An 18,497-nucleotide genomic window follows, 5' to 3' on the forward strand; every position below is an offset into this window, starting at 1 on the left:
GGCGCCGACGTCAGTCGCGCTCTTCGAGGACGTAGCCGACACCGCGCAAGGTATGGATCAGCTTGCGCTCGAAAGGGTCGTCGATCTTGGCCCGCAAGCGGCGGATCGAGACTTCCACCACATTCGTGTCGCAGTCGAAATTCATGTCCCAGACAAAGGAGATGATCTGGGTCCGTGACAGCACCACGCCGCTCTGGCGCATCAGCAGATGCAGCAGGGCGAACTCCTTGGTGGTCAGGTCGATGCGCTGCTTGCCGCGAAATGCCCGGTGCCGTCCCTGATCCAGCTCCAGGTCGGCCACCCGCAGCACGTCGGGCACTGGCGACTGTTCGCTGCGACGCATCAAGGTGCGAACCCGGGCCAGCAACTCGGGAAAGGCGAACGGTTTGACCAGGTAATCGTCGGCCCCCAGGTCCAGGCCACGGATCTTGTCCGCCAGCCGGGCCTGGGCGCTGAGCATCATGACCCGGGTATTGCTGTATTGGCGGATCTGGTTCAGCACGCCCCAGCCGTCGATCTGCGGCAGGTTGACGTCCAGAATCACTAGGTCGTAAGCGTGCTGGCGAGTCAGGTACAGGCCATCGGCGCCGCTGTTGGCGCAATCCACCACATAACCACTTTCGGTCAGTCCCTGTTGCAGGTAGTCGGCAGTCTTGAGTTCGTCTTCGATAACCAGGATACGCATGTTCAGGGAGCTCTCTGCTGGTAGGGGAGGTGTCGACAAACGCTGGGAAGTTGTTGTTCTAGTTATGGGGAAGTTGTCGTTTATATATAACGTGTGGTCTTTGAAGTTGTTGGCATTTAACTATGGATGCAGCGTCAGGTATGGCCTTGAAGGACGTGATGTTAATACAGAAGCCCGGGCCAGGGCTCTTGATTACAGATTTGTAATTCTTGCGCCACCCTGCTGATAAGCGCTGAAAGTTACAGTTGGCCGATATTGAATGTTTCCCTGTCGATAAGCGCAGTACTGCAATTCATATCGGTTGATTAACCCCCGCCTATGTACCGGTATATATCGCCGTGCCCGCGCAAAGACTTCGTTTCTGTATAGGTCGGAACCTGTCATGCCGAATCTCCCGAGAATCTGCGCCCGGGCTGCAAGGGTCTGCTGCACGGCCGTGTTGCTGACCCTGGCCGGTCAAGCCGCGAGCGCCGCCGAACAACCGCTGCTGAGCCTGGACAGTGCCCTGGCCAGGGCCTTCGCCAACAACCCCGAGCTGGCTGCCGCCCGCTGGGAGATCGATATCGCCCAGGGCGCCCGCCAGCAGGCCGGGCTGATTCCCAATCCAGTGCTGTCGACGGATGTCGAGAACACCAAGCGGGGACAGAGCACCACTTCGGTCAAGCTCAGCCAGACCCTGGAGTTGGGTGGCAAGCGGGGTGCGCGGGTAGAACTGGCCAGCCAGGGCCAGAAACTGGCGGACCTGGAACTGGAACGGCGACGCAACCAGCTGCGGGCTGACGTACTGGAGGCCTACTACGCAGCGCTGCGGGCCCAGGAACGTACGCAACTGGCTGGGCGCTCCCTGGCGCTGGCCGAGCGCGGCCTTGCCGTGGCCCAGGGGCGGGTCGGCGCCGGCAAGGCGTCGCCGGTGGAAGCCACCCGTGCCCAGGTGCAATTGGCAGAGATCCGCCTGGAGTTCAATCGCGGCCAGTTGGAGCAGGACAACGCCTATCGGCAACTGGCCAGGGTCACGGGTAGCTCCGGCTCGGACTTTTCCGCCGTGCAGGAACCGGCCGGGGCCATGATGGCGCTGCCGGCGTCGACCCAGCTGCTAAACCGGCTGCCCCAGACTGCCGAGCTGCGCCTGGCGGAACAGGAGATCGTCCAGCGTGAGGCGTCCCTGGGCCTGGAAAAGGCCCAGCGCATTCCCGACCTGGACATCAGCATCGGCAGCCAGTACGACGCCACCAATAACGAAGACGGCAGCAAGAAAGAACGGATCAACCTGGTCGGGCTGTCGATGCCCTTGCCGTTGTTCAACCGCAACCAGGGCAATGTGCTGTCCGCCGCGCGCCGTGCCGACCAGGCCCGGGACCTGCGCAACGCCGCCGAACTGCGCCTGCGTACCGAGACCCGTCAGGCCCGGGAGCAATGGGAGACCGCCCGGCGTGAAGTGCAGTCGTTCAACCAGACCATCCTGCCGGCCGCCCAGAGTGCGGTGGACAGTGCCACCCGCGGCTTCGAGATGGGCAAGTTCAGCTTCCTCGAGGTCCTGGATGCTCAGCGCACGCTGATCGGTGCCCGCAACCAGTACCTGGTCGCAGTGGCGCAGACCACCGAGGCCTGGGTCCGGATCGAGCGTATCTATGGCGACCTCAGTCGTTGGTGAAAGCCTGGCTGAGGGGCCTTGCCTGTTTCGCCCTGTTGCTGCTGTTCAGCGACTGCGGCCGGGTGTCGCCAGCTGGCAGCGACGAGCCGCCACGGCACTGGTGCGTGCACGAACTGCACCGGGCCCTGGGTGAATTTTTCTTTCCGTCTACTTCGTGAGGCCGCGCCTGCGCCGCCGAGCCTCGACATTTTCAGGAGCATTCATGGACAAAAAACGCAGCCTTGTTGTGGCCACCGTGGTGGTGGTCGGCCTGGGGCTGGCGGCCTCGTTGCTACCTGGCCTGTCTGTCACCCCGCCGCCGGCCGCGGACAAGGTTCCGGCGAAGGCGGGAGAAGAGCCCGGTCATGGTGAGCAAGGGCATGGCGAGGAGGGGCACGAGGGCCTGGTGGAACTCGATGCCAAGCAGATCGAGGCAGCCGGGATCGAGCTGGCCGAGGCTGGCCCGCGGCGCCTCGATCGCCTGCTCAGCCTGCCGGGAGAAATCCGCTTCGACGAAGACCGCACCTCGCACATCGTGCCGCGTGCCGCAGGCGTAGTGGAGTCGGTAAAGGCCAACCTCGGCCAGTCGGTCAAGCGTGGCGACCTGCTGGCGGTGATCGCCAGCCAGCAGGTCTCCGAGCAGCGCAGCGAACTGGCGGCCGCCGGACGACGGGTGGAACTGGCCCGCACCACCTTTGAACGTGAGCGCCAATTGTGGGTCGGCCAGATCTCCGCCGAGCAGGATTACCTGCTGGCGCGCCAGGCCTTGCAGGAAGCCGAGATTGCCCTGGGCAATGCCCGGCAGAAGATGGCCGCCCTGAGTGGCAGCGCCCAGCTGGCAGGTGGCAATCGTTATGAAATGCGCGCGCCATTCGACGGCGTGGTGGTGGAAAAACACCTCAGTGTCGGCGAGGTGGTGGGCGAGACCACGGCCGCCTTCACCCTGTCCGATCTGTCCCGGGTGTGGGCCACGTTCGGCGTATTCCCCAAGGACCTGGACAAGGTCAGGGTCGGCCAGTCTGTGAACGTCAGCTCCAGCGAGCTGGGCACCCAGGTCCGCGGGCAGGTGGCCTATGTCGGCAACCTGCTGGGAGAGCAGAGCCGCACCGCCACGGTCCGGGTGACCCTGGCCAATCCCAAGGACGCCTGGCGCCCGGGACTGTTCGTGGCGGTCGAGGTGGCCACCGAAGCTGTCGAGGTGCCGGTCAGCGTGCCTGAGGAGGCGATCCAGACCGTGGAGGATCGGCCTTCGGTGTTCGTCCGCGTGGGCGAGGGCTTCCAGGCCACGCCGGTGGTGCCGGGCACCCGCCAGAACGGTTTCATCGAGATCCGCGAAGGCCTGGCCGCAGGTGCCCAGGTCGCGACTCGCGGCAGCTTCACCCTCAAGTCCGAACTGGGCAAGGGCTCGGCCGAGCATGCTCATTGACAGGCCACAGCGGAGAGTGACTTTCCATGTTTGAACGCATCATTCAATTCGCCATCGAGCAGCGCATCATCGTCCTGCTGGCGGTCCTGCTGATGGCCGGCGTCGGCATTGCCAGCTACCAGAAACTGCCGATCGATGCCGTACCCGACATCACCAACGTCCAGGTGCAGATCAACTCCGCGGCGCCAGGATTCTCGCCACTCGAGACCGAACAGCGCATCACCTTTCCCATCGAGACCGCCATGGCCGGGTTGCCCGGCTTGCAGCAGACCCGCTCGCTGTCGCGTTCGGGCTTGTCCCAGGTGACGGTGATCTTCAAGGACGGCACCGATGTGTTCTTTGCCCGGCAGCTGGTCAACGAGCGCCTGCAAGTGGCTCGCGAACAACTGCCCGAAGGCGTGGAGGCGCAGATGGGGCCGATCTCCACCGGGCTGGGGGAAATCTTCCTCTGGACCGTGGAGGCGGAGGAAGGCGCACGCAAGGAAGATGGCAGCCCCTATACGCCGACCGACCTGCGGGTGATCCAGGACTGGATCATCAAGCCGCAGTTGCGCAACGTTCCCGGCGTGGCCGAGATCAACACCATCGGCGGCTTCGCCAAGGAGTACCAGATCGCCCCGGACCCCAAGCGCCTGGCGGCCTACCGCTTGACCCTGACCGACCTGGTGACGGCCCTGGAACGCAACAATGCCAACGTCGGTGCCGGTTACATCGAGCGCAGCGGCGAGCAACTGCTGATCCGCGCCCCGGGGCAGTTGGCCTCGATCGAGGACATCGCCAACATTGTCATCAGCAGCAGCGACGGCACGCCGATCCGCGTGCGCAACGTGGCCCAGGTGGACATCGGTCGTGAACTGCGCACCGGCGCGGCCACCGAGAACGGCCGGGAAGTGGTGCTGGGCACGGTGTTCATGCTGATCGGCGAGAACAGCCGTACGGTCTCCCAGGCGGTGGCCAAGCGGCTTGAGGAGATCAATCGCACGTTGCCTGAAGGGGTGGTGGCGGTCACGGTGTACGACCGCACCAACCTGGTGGAGAAAGCCATCGCCACGGTGAAGAAGAACCTCTTCGAGGGCGCGCTGCTGGTGATCGTGATTCTGTTCCTGTTCCTGGGCAATATCCGCGCGGCGCTGATCACCGCCCTGGTGATCCCGCTGTCGATGCTGTTCACCTTCACCGGCATGTCCAGCAACAAGGTCAGTGCCAACCTCATGAGCCTCGGGGCCCTGGACTTCGGGATCATCGTCGACGGCGCAGTGGTGATCGTCGAGAACGCCATCCGCCGGCTGGCCCATGCGCAGCAGCACCACGGGCGCATGCTGACCCGCTCCGAGCGCCTGCACGAAGTCTTTGCCGCAGCCAAGGAAGCCCGGCGCGCGCTGATCTTCGGCCAGTTGATCATCATGGTGGTGTACCTGCCGATCTTCGCCCTCACCGGGGTGGCCGGGAAGATGTTCCACCCCATGGCATTCACCGTGGTCATGGCCCTGCTGGGGGCGATGATTCTCTCGGTGACCTTCGTCCCGGCCGCCATCGCGCTGTTCGTCACCGGCAAGGTCAAGGAAGAGGAAAACCTGCTGATGCGCAACGCCAAGCGCGGCTACGCGCCGGTGCTGGACTGGGTGATGCAGCGTCGCGGGCTGACGTTTGCCCTGGCCGGGGCGATCCTGCTGGGCAGCGGCCTGGTGGCCAGCCGCATGGGCAGTGAATTCATCCCCAGCCTCAGCGAGGGCGACTTCGCCCTGCAGGCCCTGCGAGTGCCGGGCACCAGCCTGACCCAATCGGTGGACATGCAGCAGCGCCTGGAAAAGACCCTGTTGGCCCAGGTGCCGGAAGTGGAGCGGGTGTTCGCCCGGACCGGCACCGCGGAGATCGCCTCGGACCCGATGCCGCCGAACATTTCCGACAGCTACGTGATGCTCAAGCCCAAGGCGCAGTGGCCTGATCCGGGCAAGTCGCGGGAGGCGCTGATCGCCGATATCCAGCGTGCCAGTGCCCAGGTGCCCGGCAGTGCCTACGAGCTCTCGCAGCCGATCCAGCTGCGCTTCAACGAACTGATTTCCGGGGTGCGCAGCGATGTGGCGGTCAAGGTCTTCGGTGACGACATGACGGTGCTGAACAAGACCGCCAACGAGATCGCCAGCGCCTTGCAGGGCCTGTCCGGTGCTTCGGAGGTCAAGGTCGAGCAGACCTCCGGCCTGCCGGTGCTGACCATCAACATCGACCGCGACAAGGCCGCACGCTTCGGCCTGAACGTCGGGGATGTGCAGGACACCATTGCCGTGGCCGTGGGCGGGCGCCAGGCGGGCACCCTGTACGAGGGCGACCGGCGCTTCGACATGGTGGTGCGCCTGTCCGACCAATTGCGTACCGACATCGAGGGACTGTCGCGGCTGCTGATCCCGATCCCGCCGACGGCGGGCAGCGTCAACGGGCAGATCGGCTTCATCGCCCTGTCGGAGGTGGCCAGCCTCGACCTGGTCCTGGGGCCCAACCAGATCAGCCGGGAAAACGGCAAGCGCCTGGTGATCGTCAGTGCCAACGTGCGTGGCCGCGATATTGGCTCCTTTGTCGAAGAGGCCGCGACCCTGATCACCGACAAGGTGAAGGTCCCGGCGGGGTACTGGACCACCTGGGGTGGCCAGTTCGAACAGTTGCAGGAAGCGTCCCGACGCCTGCAGGTGGTCGTGCCGGTGGCGTTGCTGCTGGTGTTCGGCCTGTTGTTCATGATGTTCAACAACCTCAAGGACGGGCTGCTGGTGTTCACCGGCATTCCCTTCGCATTGACCGGCGGGATCATGGCCCTGTGGTTGCGGGACATTCCGCTGTCGATCTCCGCGGGGGTCGGTTTCATCGCCTTGTCGGGGGTGGCGGTGCTCAACGGCCTGGTGATGATCGCGTTCATCCGCAACCTGCGAGAGGAAGGGCGGTCGCTGCCCGTGGCCATTCGCGAGGGCGCCCTGACGCGCCTGCGCCCGGTGCTGATGACGGCGCTGGTGGCATCCCTGGGTTTCGTGCCCATGGCCCTGGCCACTGGCACCGGCGCCGAAGTGCAGCGGCCCCTGGCCACGGTGGTGATCGGCGGCATCCTGTCGTCCACCGTCCTCACCCTGCTGGTGTTGCCTGCGCTGTACCAATGGGCCTACCGCCGGGAGGACTGATACCTGTTGCCGCTGGGCCGTGAGGCTTGGTGTAGCCGCTGCCGCTGGCCGCGCACGGGCGCGCAGCGGCCGCGACAGGGGGCTCGGTCGATCGCTGAAGGCCCTGCGGGCCTTGTCGCAGCCTCGCAGGCTCGGCAGCGGCTACAGGTCAGAGCCAGGCCGCATCCCAAAGTGGGTAGTCGCCGACCCGCTGGACCAGACCGGCACGGACCGGGTTGAGAATGATGTAGCGAGCAATCGCTTTAAGGTTCTCTTCCCGCCGCACGGCTTGCTTGAAGTAGCCCTTCTGCCAGAGGCGGCCACGGTTGCTCAGGTGCAGATTGATGTTGCGCCCGCTTCTGGACTTGAGCCGACACAACGCTTCGTCCAACGAGCACTTTCGCAGTTGGAACAACCAATGCAGGTGGTCGGGCATCACAACCCAGGCCAGGGTTCGGGTCAGGCCTGCATCGTGCTGGGCTCTGAGTTGCTCGACCACCAGGCGGCCGAGATGGAAATCATCGAATACCCTGCGTCGGTGCTCAGTAACAACCGTCACCGAGTAGATCCTGCCAATCTCCGAACGTCGCCCCTTGAACAGGCGATAACCATCAGGTCGGCCCCACATTCCCTTGTGCTCCCTCAGGTTGAACGATTCGTTTCAACCTAGCCTTGTCCGGGGCTGTTAACAGATGTATCCGGTTAGCGTCTGTGTCCGCCAGCTTCGTGTAGCCGCTGCCGCAGGCTCGCAATGGCAGTAGATGAAGGTCCTGCGGACCTTGGCGCAGCCTCGCCGTGGCTCGACAGCGGCTACAGGTCATATTCAGGTTTTGCGAACAACGCGATCGGCGGGGGCGCCGGCAAGGCAAAAAAAAGCGCCCCGATGGGGCGCTGAAAATTCATCTCTTTCCAAAGGAGCATCATGAAAAACGCTTCAAGAGATGAATGTGCTCTGTGGCCAGTGGCGTCAAATATCTTCGCCGGCCTGGCTGGGTGTTGCAGGCGCATCGGTGGCGACGGTCCGGGTCGGCTGGTCGGGCTCGCCGTGTATCTGTTCCTGGCTGGCCAGGAAGGCGTCGCGGGCTTGTTGCGGGCGTTCACTGCCATCAGCCGCCCACGCGGCGGAGCAGGCAGTGGCCAGAAGGCCGATCAACAACAGTTGGCTTGGGTGCATGAGGTCTCTCCTGACAGGCCGGCCGCAGGGAAGAACACCGCGGATCCGAGTATGTTCGGGAGTATAAGGAGCTCAACCTAACGAGAAGGTGAGGCCGATATTACAGTTCTGAAAGACAAGAGTCTGTGAAGAAGTTTTAACACCGGGCAGGCCGCAACCTGCCCGGCCAGGGCCCTCAGAGCAGGGCGAGGGGGTACTCGACGATCAGCCGGAATTCCTCCAGGTCCGACTCGAACCGGCTGGAGCGCACAGTGGCCTGGCGGATGCGCAACGACAGGTCCTTGAGCTGCCCGCTCTGGAACACGTACTTGGCCTCGATGTCCCGTTCCCAGCGGCGCTGGCCGGTCAACGGGTCGCCCGCGGCGTCGCGCTGCATGTACATCGCGTTGGCGCCGCTGTAGTCGGCGCCCCGACCGCGCCCGTAGCGGGCCATGAACGTCAGTCCAGGGACCCCCAGGGTCTGCATGTCCAGGTCGTAGCGCAGCATCCAGGAGCGCTCCTTGGGCGCGTTGAAGTCGCTGTACTGGACCGAGTTGTCGAGGAAGATCGAGTCCGATTGCCGCAGGTAGTCGAAGGGGTTGCTGCCATTGTTGCGTTGATGGGACAGGGCCAGGGTGTGGGCGCCAAAGGTGGCGCCGACCTTGGCGCTCCAGATATTGTTGTTCAAGTCACCCAGCTGTTTCCTGCCCTCGTCCACCACGTTGTAGTAGTTGAAGGCGCTGAACAGGGTGAACTCGCTGGACAGCGGGTACTTGCCGGAGACACCGAAGTAGCGCTGGTCCCAAGCGTCCTTGAGGCGGCTGCCATAGAGGCTGAAGCTGAGGTTGGGGTTGAGTTGGTAGTCGCCACCGAAGTAGCCGACCCAGGGCGAGTCCACTTTGCCCTTGTAGAAGGTGACAAAACCGTCGCGCAAGCTGCTCTGGTTCGGCTGGCTCATGGCATGCAGGCGCCCGCCCTGCAGCTTCAGGTCGCTGATGCTGGTGTTCTCCAGGGTGAAGCCGCGAAAGCTCTGCGGCATCAGGCGCGAATCGCCGTAGTGGACCACGGGCGTCATGGGGAACACGTCGCCGACTTTGACCACGGTATCCATGACCCGCAGTTTTGCCGCTCCACCGACCTTGCCATAGCTGTCGAGCGGTTCGTTGGCGCCGTTCACCGGCATCATGCCGAATGAGCCTTTGCCGCCACTGCGTCCGGTGCCGGCATCAAGCTTGAAGGCCTGCATGACGAAGGCATCGAGGCCAAAACCCACGGTGCCCTGGGTGAAGCCGGATTCGAACTTGCCGATCACGGCCTGGGCCCAGGTTTCGGAGTAGCCGTTGCCGGTGGGGCTGGACTGGCCCTTGCGATCGTCGCGATTGAAGTAGTAGTTGCGCAGCAGCACGTTGAGGCTGCTGCCTTCGATAAAGCCTTCGGGACGTTCCTCGGCGGCTGTCGCCACCATGGGACCGAGCCCCAGTGCCGTGACGAGCACGGACAGGGACAGAGGAGGGTTGATACGCATGGGTGGGCGCTCCTGAGTGTGCAGCTATCGATTTTTATGTCGCCTGAGGCGTTCTTATGGGGTTGGCCGCCAGGGCGTGGGGTGCCCTGGAAACCGTTGTCGATAGTTGCAAACCGCAGATAACGACGGGGTGACCCGGCGATTACAATTGCGCAAGAAAGTGCCTGACAGGTAGTCGTCCAGGCGGGCTGTAGCCCTTGTGGGACGGGGGTCGCCCGCTGCAGCCCGGGCGTGCGAAGAGCGCCTTACAGATAAGTAATGCGCTAGCGATCATTCTGACAGGGTCGGTTTTTTATCCTCGTAGGCATCAACCGAACGAGGAGACGATCATGAAACCGCTCAAACTGACCATCGCCGCGCTGCTGCTGGCCATGTCCACCCTGGCCCTGGCCGAAGGCGGCGGTGACCGCACCTTTGCCCGGGCCATGCTGGAAAATGAAAAGGCCATGCAGCGCTATGCCATGAAGCAGGGCAAGGAGGCGCCAGTGGTGCAGAACTACAGCTACGGCATGAAGCTGGACATCGTCCGGGTGGTCAGCGTCACCCCGCCGATCAAGTCTTGCCAGGTGGTGCCTTCACGCATGACCTACGAAGACTCCACTGGCCAGCTCAGGACCATCGAGTACCAGGTCATGGGCCAGTGCCGTACCAATGGCAGTTGAGCCATGGCGGGTCGATATCCTGTCCTGTCCGCCGCTGCTGGCCGGGCCCACGCGCAGGCCCGGTCGGCAGCGTGTCGCTCAGTCCGGCGCTGATCCGGGGTGCAGGGCCACGATCATGTCGACCTCCACCGAAGCGTTCTTGGGCAACTGATAAACCCCGATCGAGGTTCGGGTATGCACGCCGGCTTCGGCAAACACCGAATACAGGATCTCCGAGGCACCGTCCGCCACTTCGCTCTGCTGGGTGAAGTCCGCCGCGCTCTGGACGTAGACATTGATCCGCAGGATGCGCTTGATTCGCTCAAGATCGCCCAGCGTCTGCTCGAGAATCGCCAGGGCCCTCAAAGTGCAGATCTGCGCCGCGTGCCGGCCCTGTTCCAGTGAGGTTTCGGCGCCGACCCGGCCCACCACCATTACGGTGTTGTCCACCCGCGGGATTTGCCCGCTGACGTAGACCTCGTCACCGTTCCGTACTGCCGTCACGTAGTTGCCGCCAATGCGCATCTCGCCTTCGAAACTGTGGCCGACCTGTGCTGCGGCTTGAAGGAAAAGTGCCTTGCGTGATGCATCCATGGTCCAACTCCGTCGATCGCCAGTGAATTTCGCGAAATCGCACTATACCCGTTGCCGGCGGACGCACAATCCCCGGCCAAAGCCCCGTTTTATGGGGCCCTGGCGTCCATTGAATTATTTTCGTCGGACAACTCCAGGCGGCTATTAAGAAATGAATTTCAGGGCCGATGTTAGGCCCAAAGCAGCCTATTTTTTCAGTCCCCCGGTGCATCCCCATGTTCAATAAACGCTTGAAGCAAGAGTTGGCGACTCTTCGAGAAGAACTGTCGAGCCTTCAGCAAGTGAAGGAAAGCCTTGAAAGCGAGATGCTCGTGATCAACCTGGGCGCCGATGGACGGATTCAATCGGTCAACCACAACTTCGCCCAGGAAATGCTCTACAGGAGCGGCGACCTGGTGGGGCGGCCTCTGGAAGACCTCGTCCCGGCCCACGTCAAGCAGGATGAGTTCCACCGGCGGTTCAAGAACACCCTGACCCGGGGCGAGCACTTTGCCGGGGCCGTGCGCCTGCTGCGTGGCAATGGCCAGGAAGCCTGGCTGCGTTCGATCTCCCAGCCAGTGCGCGATTCCGAGGGACGGATCAAGTACTTCGCGATTTTCTCCAGCGACCTGACTCGCACCATCGAGGCGTCCCGCGAGCACGAGAACCTGATCGGCGCCCTGGTGCGTTCCACCGCCGTGATCGAGTTCGACCTCAATGGCAACGTCCTGAACGCCAACGAGCGTTTCCTCGCCGGCATGGGCTACAGCCTGGCGCAGATCAAGGGCAAGCATCACCGCATGTTCTGCGAGCCGGAGGAGTACAACAGCGCGGCCTACCAGGAGTTCTGGCGGCGCCTGAACGCCGGCGAGTTCATCGCCGAGCGCTTCAAGCGCATCGATGCCCATGGTCGGGTGGTGTGGCTGGAGGCTTCGTACAACCCGGTGCTCGATGCCAACAACAAGCTCTACAAGGTGGTGAAGTTCGCCACCGTGATCACCGACCAGGTGAACCAGGAGCTGGCGGTGGCCGAGGCCGCAAGCATTGCCTACAACACCTCGCTGCAGACCGACACCTGCGCCCAGCGTGGCACCACGGTGGTGACCGAGGCGGTGACGGTGATGCAGGACCTGGCCAGGCACATGCAGGACGCGGGCAATGGCATCGAGGCCCTGAGCGAGCAGTCCCTGGTGATCGCGAGCATCGTCAAGACCATCAGCGGAATTGCCGAGCAGACCAACCTGCTGGCGCTCAACGCCGCCATCGAAGCGGCCCGAGCCGGTGAGCAGGGCCGTGGCTTCGCGGTGGTGGCCGACGAGGTCCGGCAACTGGCTTCGCGCACCAGCAATGCCACCGATGAGATCGTCGGCGTGGTGCGCCAGAACCAGGACATGGCCCGGACGGCGGTGGAGCTGATGGCCGAGGGCAAGCAGCGGGCCGAACAGGGTCTGGCCCTGGCGGCGGAGGCCGGCACGGTGATCGTTGAAATCCAGGACGGTGCGCAGAAGGTGGTCAGCGCAGTGGGGCAGTTCGCCAACCAGTTGTCGACCTGAGCCTTGCCTTGCCAAGGGCGCCCGTCGATGCGATGGGTGCCCCCCAGGTCAGGGCTGCAACGGCACGTGGCACTCGTAGTGCAGGCGATCGAACCACTGGCCGTGGAGCAGGAAGCTGCGGCGTGAGTGGCCATAGCGGGAAAACCCGGAGGTCTCGAGCACGCGGATCGAGCCGAGGTTCTCCGGTCGGGCATTGGCTTCGATACGGCTCAGGCGCAGCTCGCCGAAGGCCCGCTGCAACACCTGGGACACCGCCGCCCTGGCGATGCCCCGGCCGGTGAAGCGGGCACCGACCCGGTAGCCCAGTTCGGCGCAATTGAAGTAGGGGCGCTGGACCCGGTGCAGGTTGATGCGTCCCACCAGCAGTCCTTCTTCGCGAATCAAGAACTGATAGCCCCGATCCGCCTCGGCGTCCTGTTGCGCCTGGACGATCGCCTCGGCGACGCCTTCGCTGGAGTAGTAGCCAGGAAGACGGGCGTTGATCGAGGCCTCGAAGAATGCGCGGTTTTCCTCCTCGAAGCTCAGCAGGTCATTCAGGTCGTCGAGCTGGGGAGCGGCGATCAGCAGGTGCGCCATGGTCCGGGTACCTCAATCCGTTGGGGGCGCTTTCATCTCATGATTCACCGCAGTTGGGCAAGCCTGCCGGTCATGACTGCAAGTGCGGCCGGATCAGTTCGGCGAACCATTCGATGAACACATTGAGGCGACGCGAGCGGTGGCGCCGATCGGGGTAGAGCGCGCAGATATCCATGGGTGCCACGGGCAACTGGTGCAGCACTTGCACCAGCTCGCCACGGTCCAGCAAGTGCTGCACATCGAAACGCGGGACCTGAATCAGGCCCAGTCCCTGGCGACAGCAAGCGATGTAGTTTTCCACGTTGTTGACGATCACTCGGCTAGGCAGCCCCACCAGGTGCTCGCGACCTTCGAGCAGGTATTCCCAGGGTTGTTCGCGGCCGGTATCCGGGGAGGCGTAGCCGATCATCCACTGGCCGTTCTGCAGGTCCTGGGGGCCATGGGGCTCGCCGTGGCTGGCAAGGTAGGCGGGGCTGGCGCAGTTGATCAGCGCCAGTTGCCCGAGGGGGCGGGCGATCAGGCTGCTGTCGGCCAGGCTGCCGACGCGGATCGCGCAATCGACGCCTTCCTGGACCAGGTCGATGCTGCGGTCGCAGGCGCCCAGGGCCAGTTGCAGGCCGGGGTACTGCGCCAGCCACTGGGGCAGCGCGGGGACGATGAGGCGGCGGGCGATCCGGCTGGGCACGTCGATGTTCAGGCGGCCGCTGACATCCACCTGGCGATGATGAAACAGCTGGTTGAGTTCCGCTGCATCAGCCAGCAGGCGCCGCGCCCGTTCCAGCAGAATGGCGCCATCGGCGGTCAGTTGTACCTGGCGCGTGGTGCGGTGCAGCAGGCGAGTGCCGAGGCCGGTTTCCAGCTGTTGCACCGCCGACGACACCGTGGCCCTGGGCAACTCCAGGACATGGGCGGCCTTGATGAAGCTGCCCATGTCGGCCACCTGGATGAACACCCGGTACTGCTCAAGTTTATCCATGGTCACCACTGTCCTGGTTCGGCAATGCCTGGGGGCGGACCGTCGCGGCGGTCCGGCAGGCCAATGTACCCCTTGGACGAGCGGATTACTTGGTGGTATAGCCGCCGTTGATCAGCAAGGTCTGGCCGGTGATCCACCAGCCCTCGGTCACCAGGTGGCGGATGAAGGGCACCACGTCCTCGATGTCGGTGAGGCCGGTCTTGCTCGATGGCGACAGCGCCGCGGCGCTCCGGTGATAGGCCACGGCGTCGGCACCTTCGGCCGGGTAGAAGAATGGTGTGTCCATCGGCCCCGGCCCCACGGCGGTCACCGAGATGCCCCGGGTGCCGAACTCCTTGGCAGCCGCCCGGGTGAAATGTTCCACCGGGGCCTTGGACCCGCCATAGGCGGCATAGAACGGCGTGAAGGCGCCCAGCAGCGACGTCACCAGGGTCACCAGCTTGCCGTTGTCTTCCAGGTGCTTGCCGGCCTCCTTGATGAAAAAGAAGGCGCTCTTGGCGTTGACCGCGAACATCTGGTCGTACTCCTCCTCGCTGATCTCGACGATGGGTTTCTTCAGGACCTTGCCCACCGTGTTGATGGCGATGTCGATCTTGCCGAAGCGCGCCCTGACCTCGTTGAACAGACGCTCTACGGCGTCGGCGCTGGTCAGGTCGGCTTGCCAGGCGTGGGCCTGGACCCCCAGTTCCTCGAGCGCTGCAAGGGTCGCCTGGGCATCGGTGTGGCTGGCGTCGCTGTTGTAGTGCACGGCTACGGCCCGGGCGCCGTGGCGGGCGAGGTCGCGGGCAATCAGGCCGCCGAGGTTCTTCACCCCACCGGCGATCAGCACGACTTTGTCATTCAGGGAATGGTCGACCATGGTGTGCATCCTTCAACGCTTGAAATGAACCCTGAGTCTAGTGTCTGGCGCGCTGCGGATAAGCCGCCGGGGGCTGGACGGATCATCCAGGAAATTCGCCCAATCGGCGTGCCTGCCACCATCGACGATGGCGCTACAATCGCTTTTTTTCAGGAGCCTGCCATGCCCGCATTTCGCCGTTCGGTCCCCCTGGTCAAGGCCTATCGTCTACTCAACCACGGTCCCACCGTATTGGTCAGCGCCGCCCATGACGGGCAGCGCAATGTCATGGCGGCGGCCTGGGCCATGCCGCTGGATTTCCAGCCACCGAAAGTCGCGGTGGTGCTCGACAAGACCACCTGGACCCGGCAACTGCTGGAAGCTTCCGGCAGCTTCGTGCTCAACGTGCCCTGTGTCGCCCAGGTCGATATCACCCAGAGCCTGGGCAACAGCTCCGGCCTGGAACTGAACCAGGCTGGTCGCGACAAGTTCACCGCCTATGGCCTGGCGACGTTCTCCGGCCAGAGCCTGGCGGCGCCGCTGCTGGAGGGCTGCGTGGCCTGGCTGGAATGCCGGCTGCTGCCCGAACCGCATAATCACCAGCAATACGACCTGTTCCTCGGCGAAGTGATTGCCGCCCAGGCCGACTCGCGGGTGTTCAGCGAGGGCCGCTGGCATTTCGACGGCCATGATCGACTGCGCACTCTGCACCATGTGGCGGGTGGGCATTTCCTGGCCATCGGCGACAGTGTCGACGGTCGCCAGCTGCCTTTGGCCGACGCTCTGTGAGTCAGGGGATCAGCCGGTAGTCGCGCAGGCGCTGCAGTTGCTCGAGGACACTCTGGTGACTGTCGATGCAGCCCTGGAACCCCGCCTGGCGGATCTTGATGGTGCTTTGCACCATGTCGTACCCGGCGTTGAGCCAACCATCGACAAAAGGCCATGCGGCCATCTGCTCCCAGGGCGTCTGGCGCAGTCCGTGATCCCTGACGAGGCTTTGCCACAGGGCGGCCTTGTCGGCCATCTGCAACTCCAGGTTCATCGGCTGCGGCACTGCGCTGTCCAGGCCGAAGAATCCGGCGATCTCGGGCCAGAGTTGCTGCCAGCGAAAATGATCGCCGTTGGTGACGTTGAACACTTGCTGTCGGGCGTTGGGCGATTGCAGGGCCCACAGCACCGCCTGGGCCAGTACCCGGGAGTCGGTGGCCTGGTGCAGGGCCGTCCAGGCGCCCAGGCTACCGGGAAAGCGCAGCGGCAGGTGCAGCGCCTGGCTGATGGCGGCGAAGCTGGCCAGGCCGGTCAGCAGGTTCATCGGCGAATTGAGGCTGGGACCGATGACCCCGTCCGGACGCAGCACGGTCCAGGTGAACCCTTGGCGCTCGGCCATGTGCCACAGCAGGTCTTCCTGGTCGTTGTAGAAGATCGGGCCCATGAACCGCGGGTCGCTTTCCTTGGCCGGGGTCTTGTAAGGGCCCAGGTGTTCGCCATAGGACTTGCCACCACCGATCAGCACCACCTGGCCCAGCCGTGCCCCGGCCTGGCGCAGGGCCTCGAGACTGTGTTCGAGCAGCGCCAGGTTCGGGGCGACAGTGGCGGCCATGGTCTGGCGTTCGCTGTAGGCGCAGAACACCAGGTCGGTGACGCTCCCCAGATCGGCGAAGGCATGCCGACTGGCCTCGGCGTCCATCAGATCGACGCTGATGTGGGCAGGCGCCGGGCTACCGTTGAGCAGGGTCGTCGGCGGGCTGCGGCGAGCGGCGGTGGTTAGCCGCCAACCCGGCGTTGCCGCCAACAGCTCGACCACCGCAGTACCGACGACACCGTAACCACCGATGACCAGCAGGTGCCGCACAGGAGAAGGGGAAATGCTCATGGCCAGTGCCTCGAAAAGAAGGAACCCCAGCATAGAGTTGTGCCTTGGCGTGAAATAGACTGTCTTGTGGAACAGTATCTATGAGTTGAATTCATATGTCGGGCAGCGAGATCAACCGATTTGCCGAGATGGAAACCTTCGTCGCCGTGGTGGAATGCGCAGGCTTGTCGGCGGCCGCCAGGCTGCGCCGGGTGACACCCTCTTCGGTGAGCAAGCTGCTGGCCCGGCTCGAGGCGCGGCTGGGAGTGCGCCTGCTCAACCGTTCCACTCGGCAACTGCAACTGACTCCCGAAGGGCTGGGGTTCTACAACAACAGCCTGCGCCTGTTGGCAGACCTGCGCGAAGCCGAGGGCGAGGCCAGCAGCGGTCGAGCACCGACTGGGCGGGTGCGGGTCAACACCAGCGCCTCCTTTGGTCTGCATGTACTGGCGCCGTTGGTGGCCGAGTTCGTCCAACGGTATCCGGCGGTCTCCCTGGACCTGATCCACAGCGATGCACTAGTGGACCTGCTGGGCGAGCACACCGATGTAGCGATCCGGACCGGGCCCCTGGCGGATTCGCAGTTGGTGGCGCGCAAGCTAGGGCAGACCCGCAGCCTTATCGTCGGCTCCCCGGCCTACCTGGCTCGTTGCGGCACTCCGCAGACCCTGGAGCAACTTTCCAGGCATTGCCTGCTGGGCTTCGACTATGCCCGGGCGCTGCCGGGCTGGCACTCGGGGCATGTGCAACCCCAGGCCCGAGTACAGGCCAGCGATGGAGAAGCCCTGCGGCATCTGGCGCTGCATGGGGTCGGGTTGGCGCAACTGGCGGCGTTCACCATTGCCGATGACTTGGCGGCGGGCCGTTTAGTCCCGGTGCTGGAGTCGTTCAACCAGGCGCCGGTGGAAAGCTTCTACGCGGTTTACATAGGGCGGGGCGGACATCTGCCGGCGCGGGTCCGGGTGTTCATCGATTTCCTGCTGGAGCGGGTGCGCCTGTAGTGGTCGAGGACTAACAGTGGCTTACCAGCTCACCTGGCCCAGGGCCTCGGCGAACGCCGTGAGCTTGGCCGAGCACTGGCGCGACGGTGGATAGACCAGCGACAGCTCGCGGCTGCGTCCGCCATGGGCCTGGAGAATCGGCACCAGGCGGCCATCGTCCAGGGCCTCGCGCACCGCGAACTCCATCAGCTGGGCCACGCCGAACCCCCCGAGCACCGCGTCCACCAGGGCATCGCCGATATCGAAGATCAGGCGGCCCTGGACCGCCAGGTCCAGAGGCTTGCCCTGGTCCATGAACTGCCAGTCCACCAGTCGGCCGCTGCGCAGGTTGCGCACGGCCAGGCAGTTGTGTCGCTGCAGGTCCGCCAGCTCCCCGGGCGTGCCGTGACGCTCGAGATAGGCCGGTGCGGCCACGGTGACCCAGCGCAGGGGCGGCAGTGCTCGGGCGATCAGGCGCTGGTCCTGGATGATGCCGGTGCGCAGCACGGCGTCGAAGCCTTCGTCGACGATGTCCACTATCCGGTCCGTCATCACGGCCTCGATGCTCAGGGCCGGGTGCTGCTCGGTCAGCCCGCCGATCACCGGCATCACCACCTTGCGTCCGAACAGCGAGGGGGTGCTGATCTTCAGCACCCCGGTGGGCGAGTTGCGGCGTTCCAGCAGCAGGTTCTCGGCCTGGGCCAGTTCTGCCAGCAAGGGGCCGGCGCGTTCCACCAGTACCTGGCCATCGGGGGTCAGGCTGACGCTGCGGGTGTTGCGTTGCAGTAGACGCACGCCCAACTGCTGCTCCAGGCGCGAGATAGCCCGGGACAGGCCGGATTGGGTGAGCCCCAGGTCTGCGGCGGCGCGAGTGAAACTGCGGGTTTCGGCGACCCGGACCAAGAGGCGCAGAGCATTCAGATCCATGATTAAAGTCATTACTGAAAGA

The 18,497-nt window shown here is 64.3% G+C and carries 16 protein-coding genes and 2 pseudogenes; 8 read left to right on the forward strand and 10 right to left on the reverse strand.

Annotated elements, in window-relative coordinates:
* Nucleotides 1-10 precede the first annotated feature (10 nt).
* A complete protein-coding gene (locus LGQ10_RS24180; RefSeq protein ID WP_058434721.1) occupies nt 11-685 on the reverse strand; it encodes a heavy metal response regulator transcription factor in 675 nt (224 codons plus the stop codon).
* A 382-nt stretch (nt 686-1,067) separates the two neighbouring features.
* Between LGQ10_RS24180 and LGQ10_RS24185 the strand changes: the two genes are divergently transcribed.
* The 3 genes from LGQ10_RS24185 to LGQ10_RS24195 all read left to right on the forward strand — a co-directional run bounded on the left by LGQ10_RS24185 (nt 1,068) and on the right by LGQ10_RS24195 (nt 6,902).
* Nucleotides 1,068-2,336: a TolC family protein gene (locus tag LGQ10_RS24185; RefSeq protein ID WP_058434722.1), complete on the forward strand. Its 1,269-nt coding sequence runs from the start codon at nt 1,068-1,070 to the stop codon at nt 2,334-2,336.
* A gap of 202 nt (nt 2,337-2,538) precedes the next feature.
* Nucleotides 2,539-3,741 (forward strand): efflux RND transporter periplasmic adaptor subunit, encoded by a 1,203-nt coding sequence (locus LGQ10_RS24190; RefSeq protein ID WP_226523420.1) that lies wholly within the window; start codon nt 2,539-2,541, stop codon nt 3,739-3,741.
* Between the two features lie 26 nt (nt 3,742-3,767).
* Nucleotides 3,768-6,902: a CusA/CzcA family heavy metal efflux RND transporter gene (locus tag LGQ10_RS24195; RefSeq protein WP_226523421.1), complete on the forward strand. Its 3,135-nt coding sequence runs from the start codon at nt 3,768-3,770 to the stop codon at nt 6,900-6,902.
* A 148-nt stretch (nt 6,903-7,050) separates the two neighbouring features.
* Here the strand turns inward: LGQ10_RS24195 and LGQ10_RS24200 are convergent, their stop codons facing one another.
* From LGQ10_RS24200 to LGQ10_RS24210, 3 genes are all read right to left on the reverse strand, one after another.
* Nucleotides 7,051-7,509, reverse strand: coding sequence for an REP-associated tyrosine transposase (locus LGQ10_RS24200; RefSeq protein ID WP_226523422.1), 459 nt, complete (start codon nt 7,507-7,509; stop codon nt 7,051-7,053).
* Between the two features lie 339 nt (nt 7,510-7,848).
* Entirely contained in the window at nt 7,849-8,055 is a 207-nt protein-coding gene (locus LGQ10_RS24205; protein ID WP_058437256.1) for a hypothetical protein, read from the reverse strand.
* Nucleotides 8,056-8,230: 175 nt separating this feature from the next.
* Complete coding sequence (locus tag LGQ10_RS24210; protein WP_226523423.1) at nt 8,231-9,559, reverse strand: OprD family porin; 1,329 nt, start codon at nt 9,557-9,559, stop codon at nt 8,231-8,233.
* Between the two features lie 329 nt (nt 9,560-9,888).
* On the opposite strand from LGQ10_RS24210, the gene LGQ10_RS24215 reads away from it, so the two are divergent.
* On the forward strand, nt 9,889-10,221 hold the full coding sequence (locus LGQ10_RS24215; protein WP_058438389.1) for a DUF2790 domain-containing protein: 333 nt from the start codon (nt 9,889-9,891) through the stop codon (nt 10,219-10,221).
* 78 nt (nt 10,222-10,299) lie between these two features.
* Here the strand turns inward: LGQ10_RS24215 and LGQ10_RS24220 are convergent, their stop codons facing one another.
* Nucleotides 10,300-10,794, reverse strand: a complete 495-nt coding sequence (locus LGQ10_RS24220; protein WP_058438387.1) for a RidA family protein — start codon at nt 10,792-10,794, stop codon at nt 10,300-10,302.
* A gap of 305 nt (nt 10,795-11,099) precedes the next feature.
* On the opposite strand from LGQ10_RS24220, the pseudogene LGQ10_RS31645 reads away from it, so the two are divergent.
* Both LGQ10_RS31645 and LGQ10_RS31650 read left to right on the forward strand, forming a co-directional pair.
* A pseudogene (locus LGQ10_RS31645) lies at nt 11,100-11,732 on the forward strand (PAS domain-containing protein); the annotation flags it as partial.
* Nucleotides 11,733-11,897: 165 nt separating this feature from the next.
* Nucleotides 11,898-12,326 (forward strand): annotated as a pseudogene (locus LGQ10_RS31650) (methyl-accepting chemotaxis protein); the annotation flags it as partial.
* Nucleotides 12,327-12,374: 48 nt separating this feature from the next.
* Here LGQ10_RS31650 and LGQ10_RS24235 read toward each other — a convergent pair.
* The 3 genes from LGQ10_RS24235 to LGQ10_RS24245 form a co-directional block, all read right to left on the reverse strand.
* Nucleotides 12,375-12,902 carry a GNAT family N-acetyltransferase gene (locus tag LGQ10_RS24235; protein WP_226523424.1) on the reverse strand — a complete coding sequence of 176 codons (528 nt, stop codon included), beginning with the start codon at nt 12,900-12,902 and terminating at the stop codon, nt 12,375-12,377.
* A 70-nt stretch (nt 12,903-12,972) separates the two neighbouring features.
* Nucleotides 12,973-13,878, reverse strand: a complete 906-nt coding sequence (locus LGQ10_RS24240) for a LysR family transcriptional regulator (protein ID WP_226523425.1) — start codon at nt 13,876-13,878, stop codon at nt 12,973-12,975.
* Between the two features lie 85 nt (nt 13,879-13,963).
* Nucleotides 13,964-14,737, reverse strand: a complete 774-nt coding sequence (locus LGQ10_RS24245; protein ID WP_226523426.1) for an SDR family oxidoreductase — start codon at nt 14,735-14,737, stop codon at nt 13,964-13,966.
* 162 nt (nt 14,738-14,899) lie between these two features.
* Between LGQ10_RS24245 and LGQ10_RS24250 the strand changes: the two genes are divergently transcribed.
* Nucleotides 14,900-15,505: a flavin reductase family protein gene (locus tag LGQ10_RS24250; RefSeq protein ID WP_226523427.1), complete on the forward strand. Its 606-nt coding sequence runs from the start codon at nt 14,900-14,902 to the stop codon at nt 15,503-15,505.
* 1 nt (nt 15,506) lies between these two features.
* On the opposite strand, the gene LGQ10_RS24255 is transcribed toward LGQ10_RS24250, so the two are convergent.
* Nucleotides 15,507-16,589: an SDR family oxidoreductase gene (locus LGQ10_RS24255; protein WP_226523428.1), complete on the reverse strand. Its 1,083-nt coding sequence runs from the start codon at nt 16,587-16,589 to the stop codon at nt 15,507-15,509.
* Nucleotides 16,590-16,684: 95 nt separating this feature from the next.
* Between LGQ10_RS24255 and LGQ10_RS24260 the strand changes: the two genes are divergently transcribed.
* Nucleotides 16,685-17,569 (forward strand): LysR family transcriptional regulator, encoded by an 885-nt coding sequence (locus LGQ10_RS24260; RefSeq protein ID WP_226523429.1) that lies wholly within the window; start codon nt 16,685-16,687, stop codon nt 17,567-17,569.
* A 21-nt stretch (nt 17,570-17,590) separates the two neighbouring features.
* Here LGQ10_RS24260 and LGQ10_RS24265 read toward each other — a convergent pair whose 3' ends face one another.
* Complete coding sequence (locus tag LGQ10_RS24265; protein ID WP_226523430.1) at nt 17,591-18,475, reverse strand: LysR family transcriptional regulator; 885 nt, start codon at nt 18,473-18,475, stop codon at nt 17,591-17,593.
* Between the last annotated feature and the right edge of the window lie 22 nt (nt 18,476-18,497).

The organism is Pseudomonas sp. L5B5 (genome assembly GCF_020520285.1).
In the GTDB taxonomy this organism is placed as follows: domain Bacteria; phylum Pseudomonadota; class Gammaproteobacteria; order Pseudomonadales; family Pseudomonadaceae; genus Aquipseudomonas.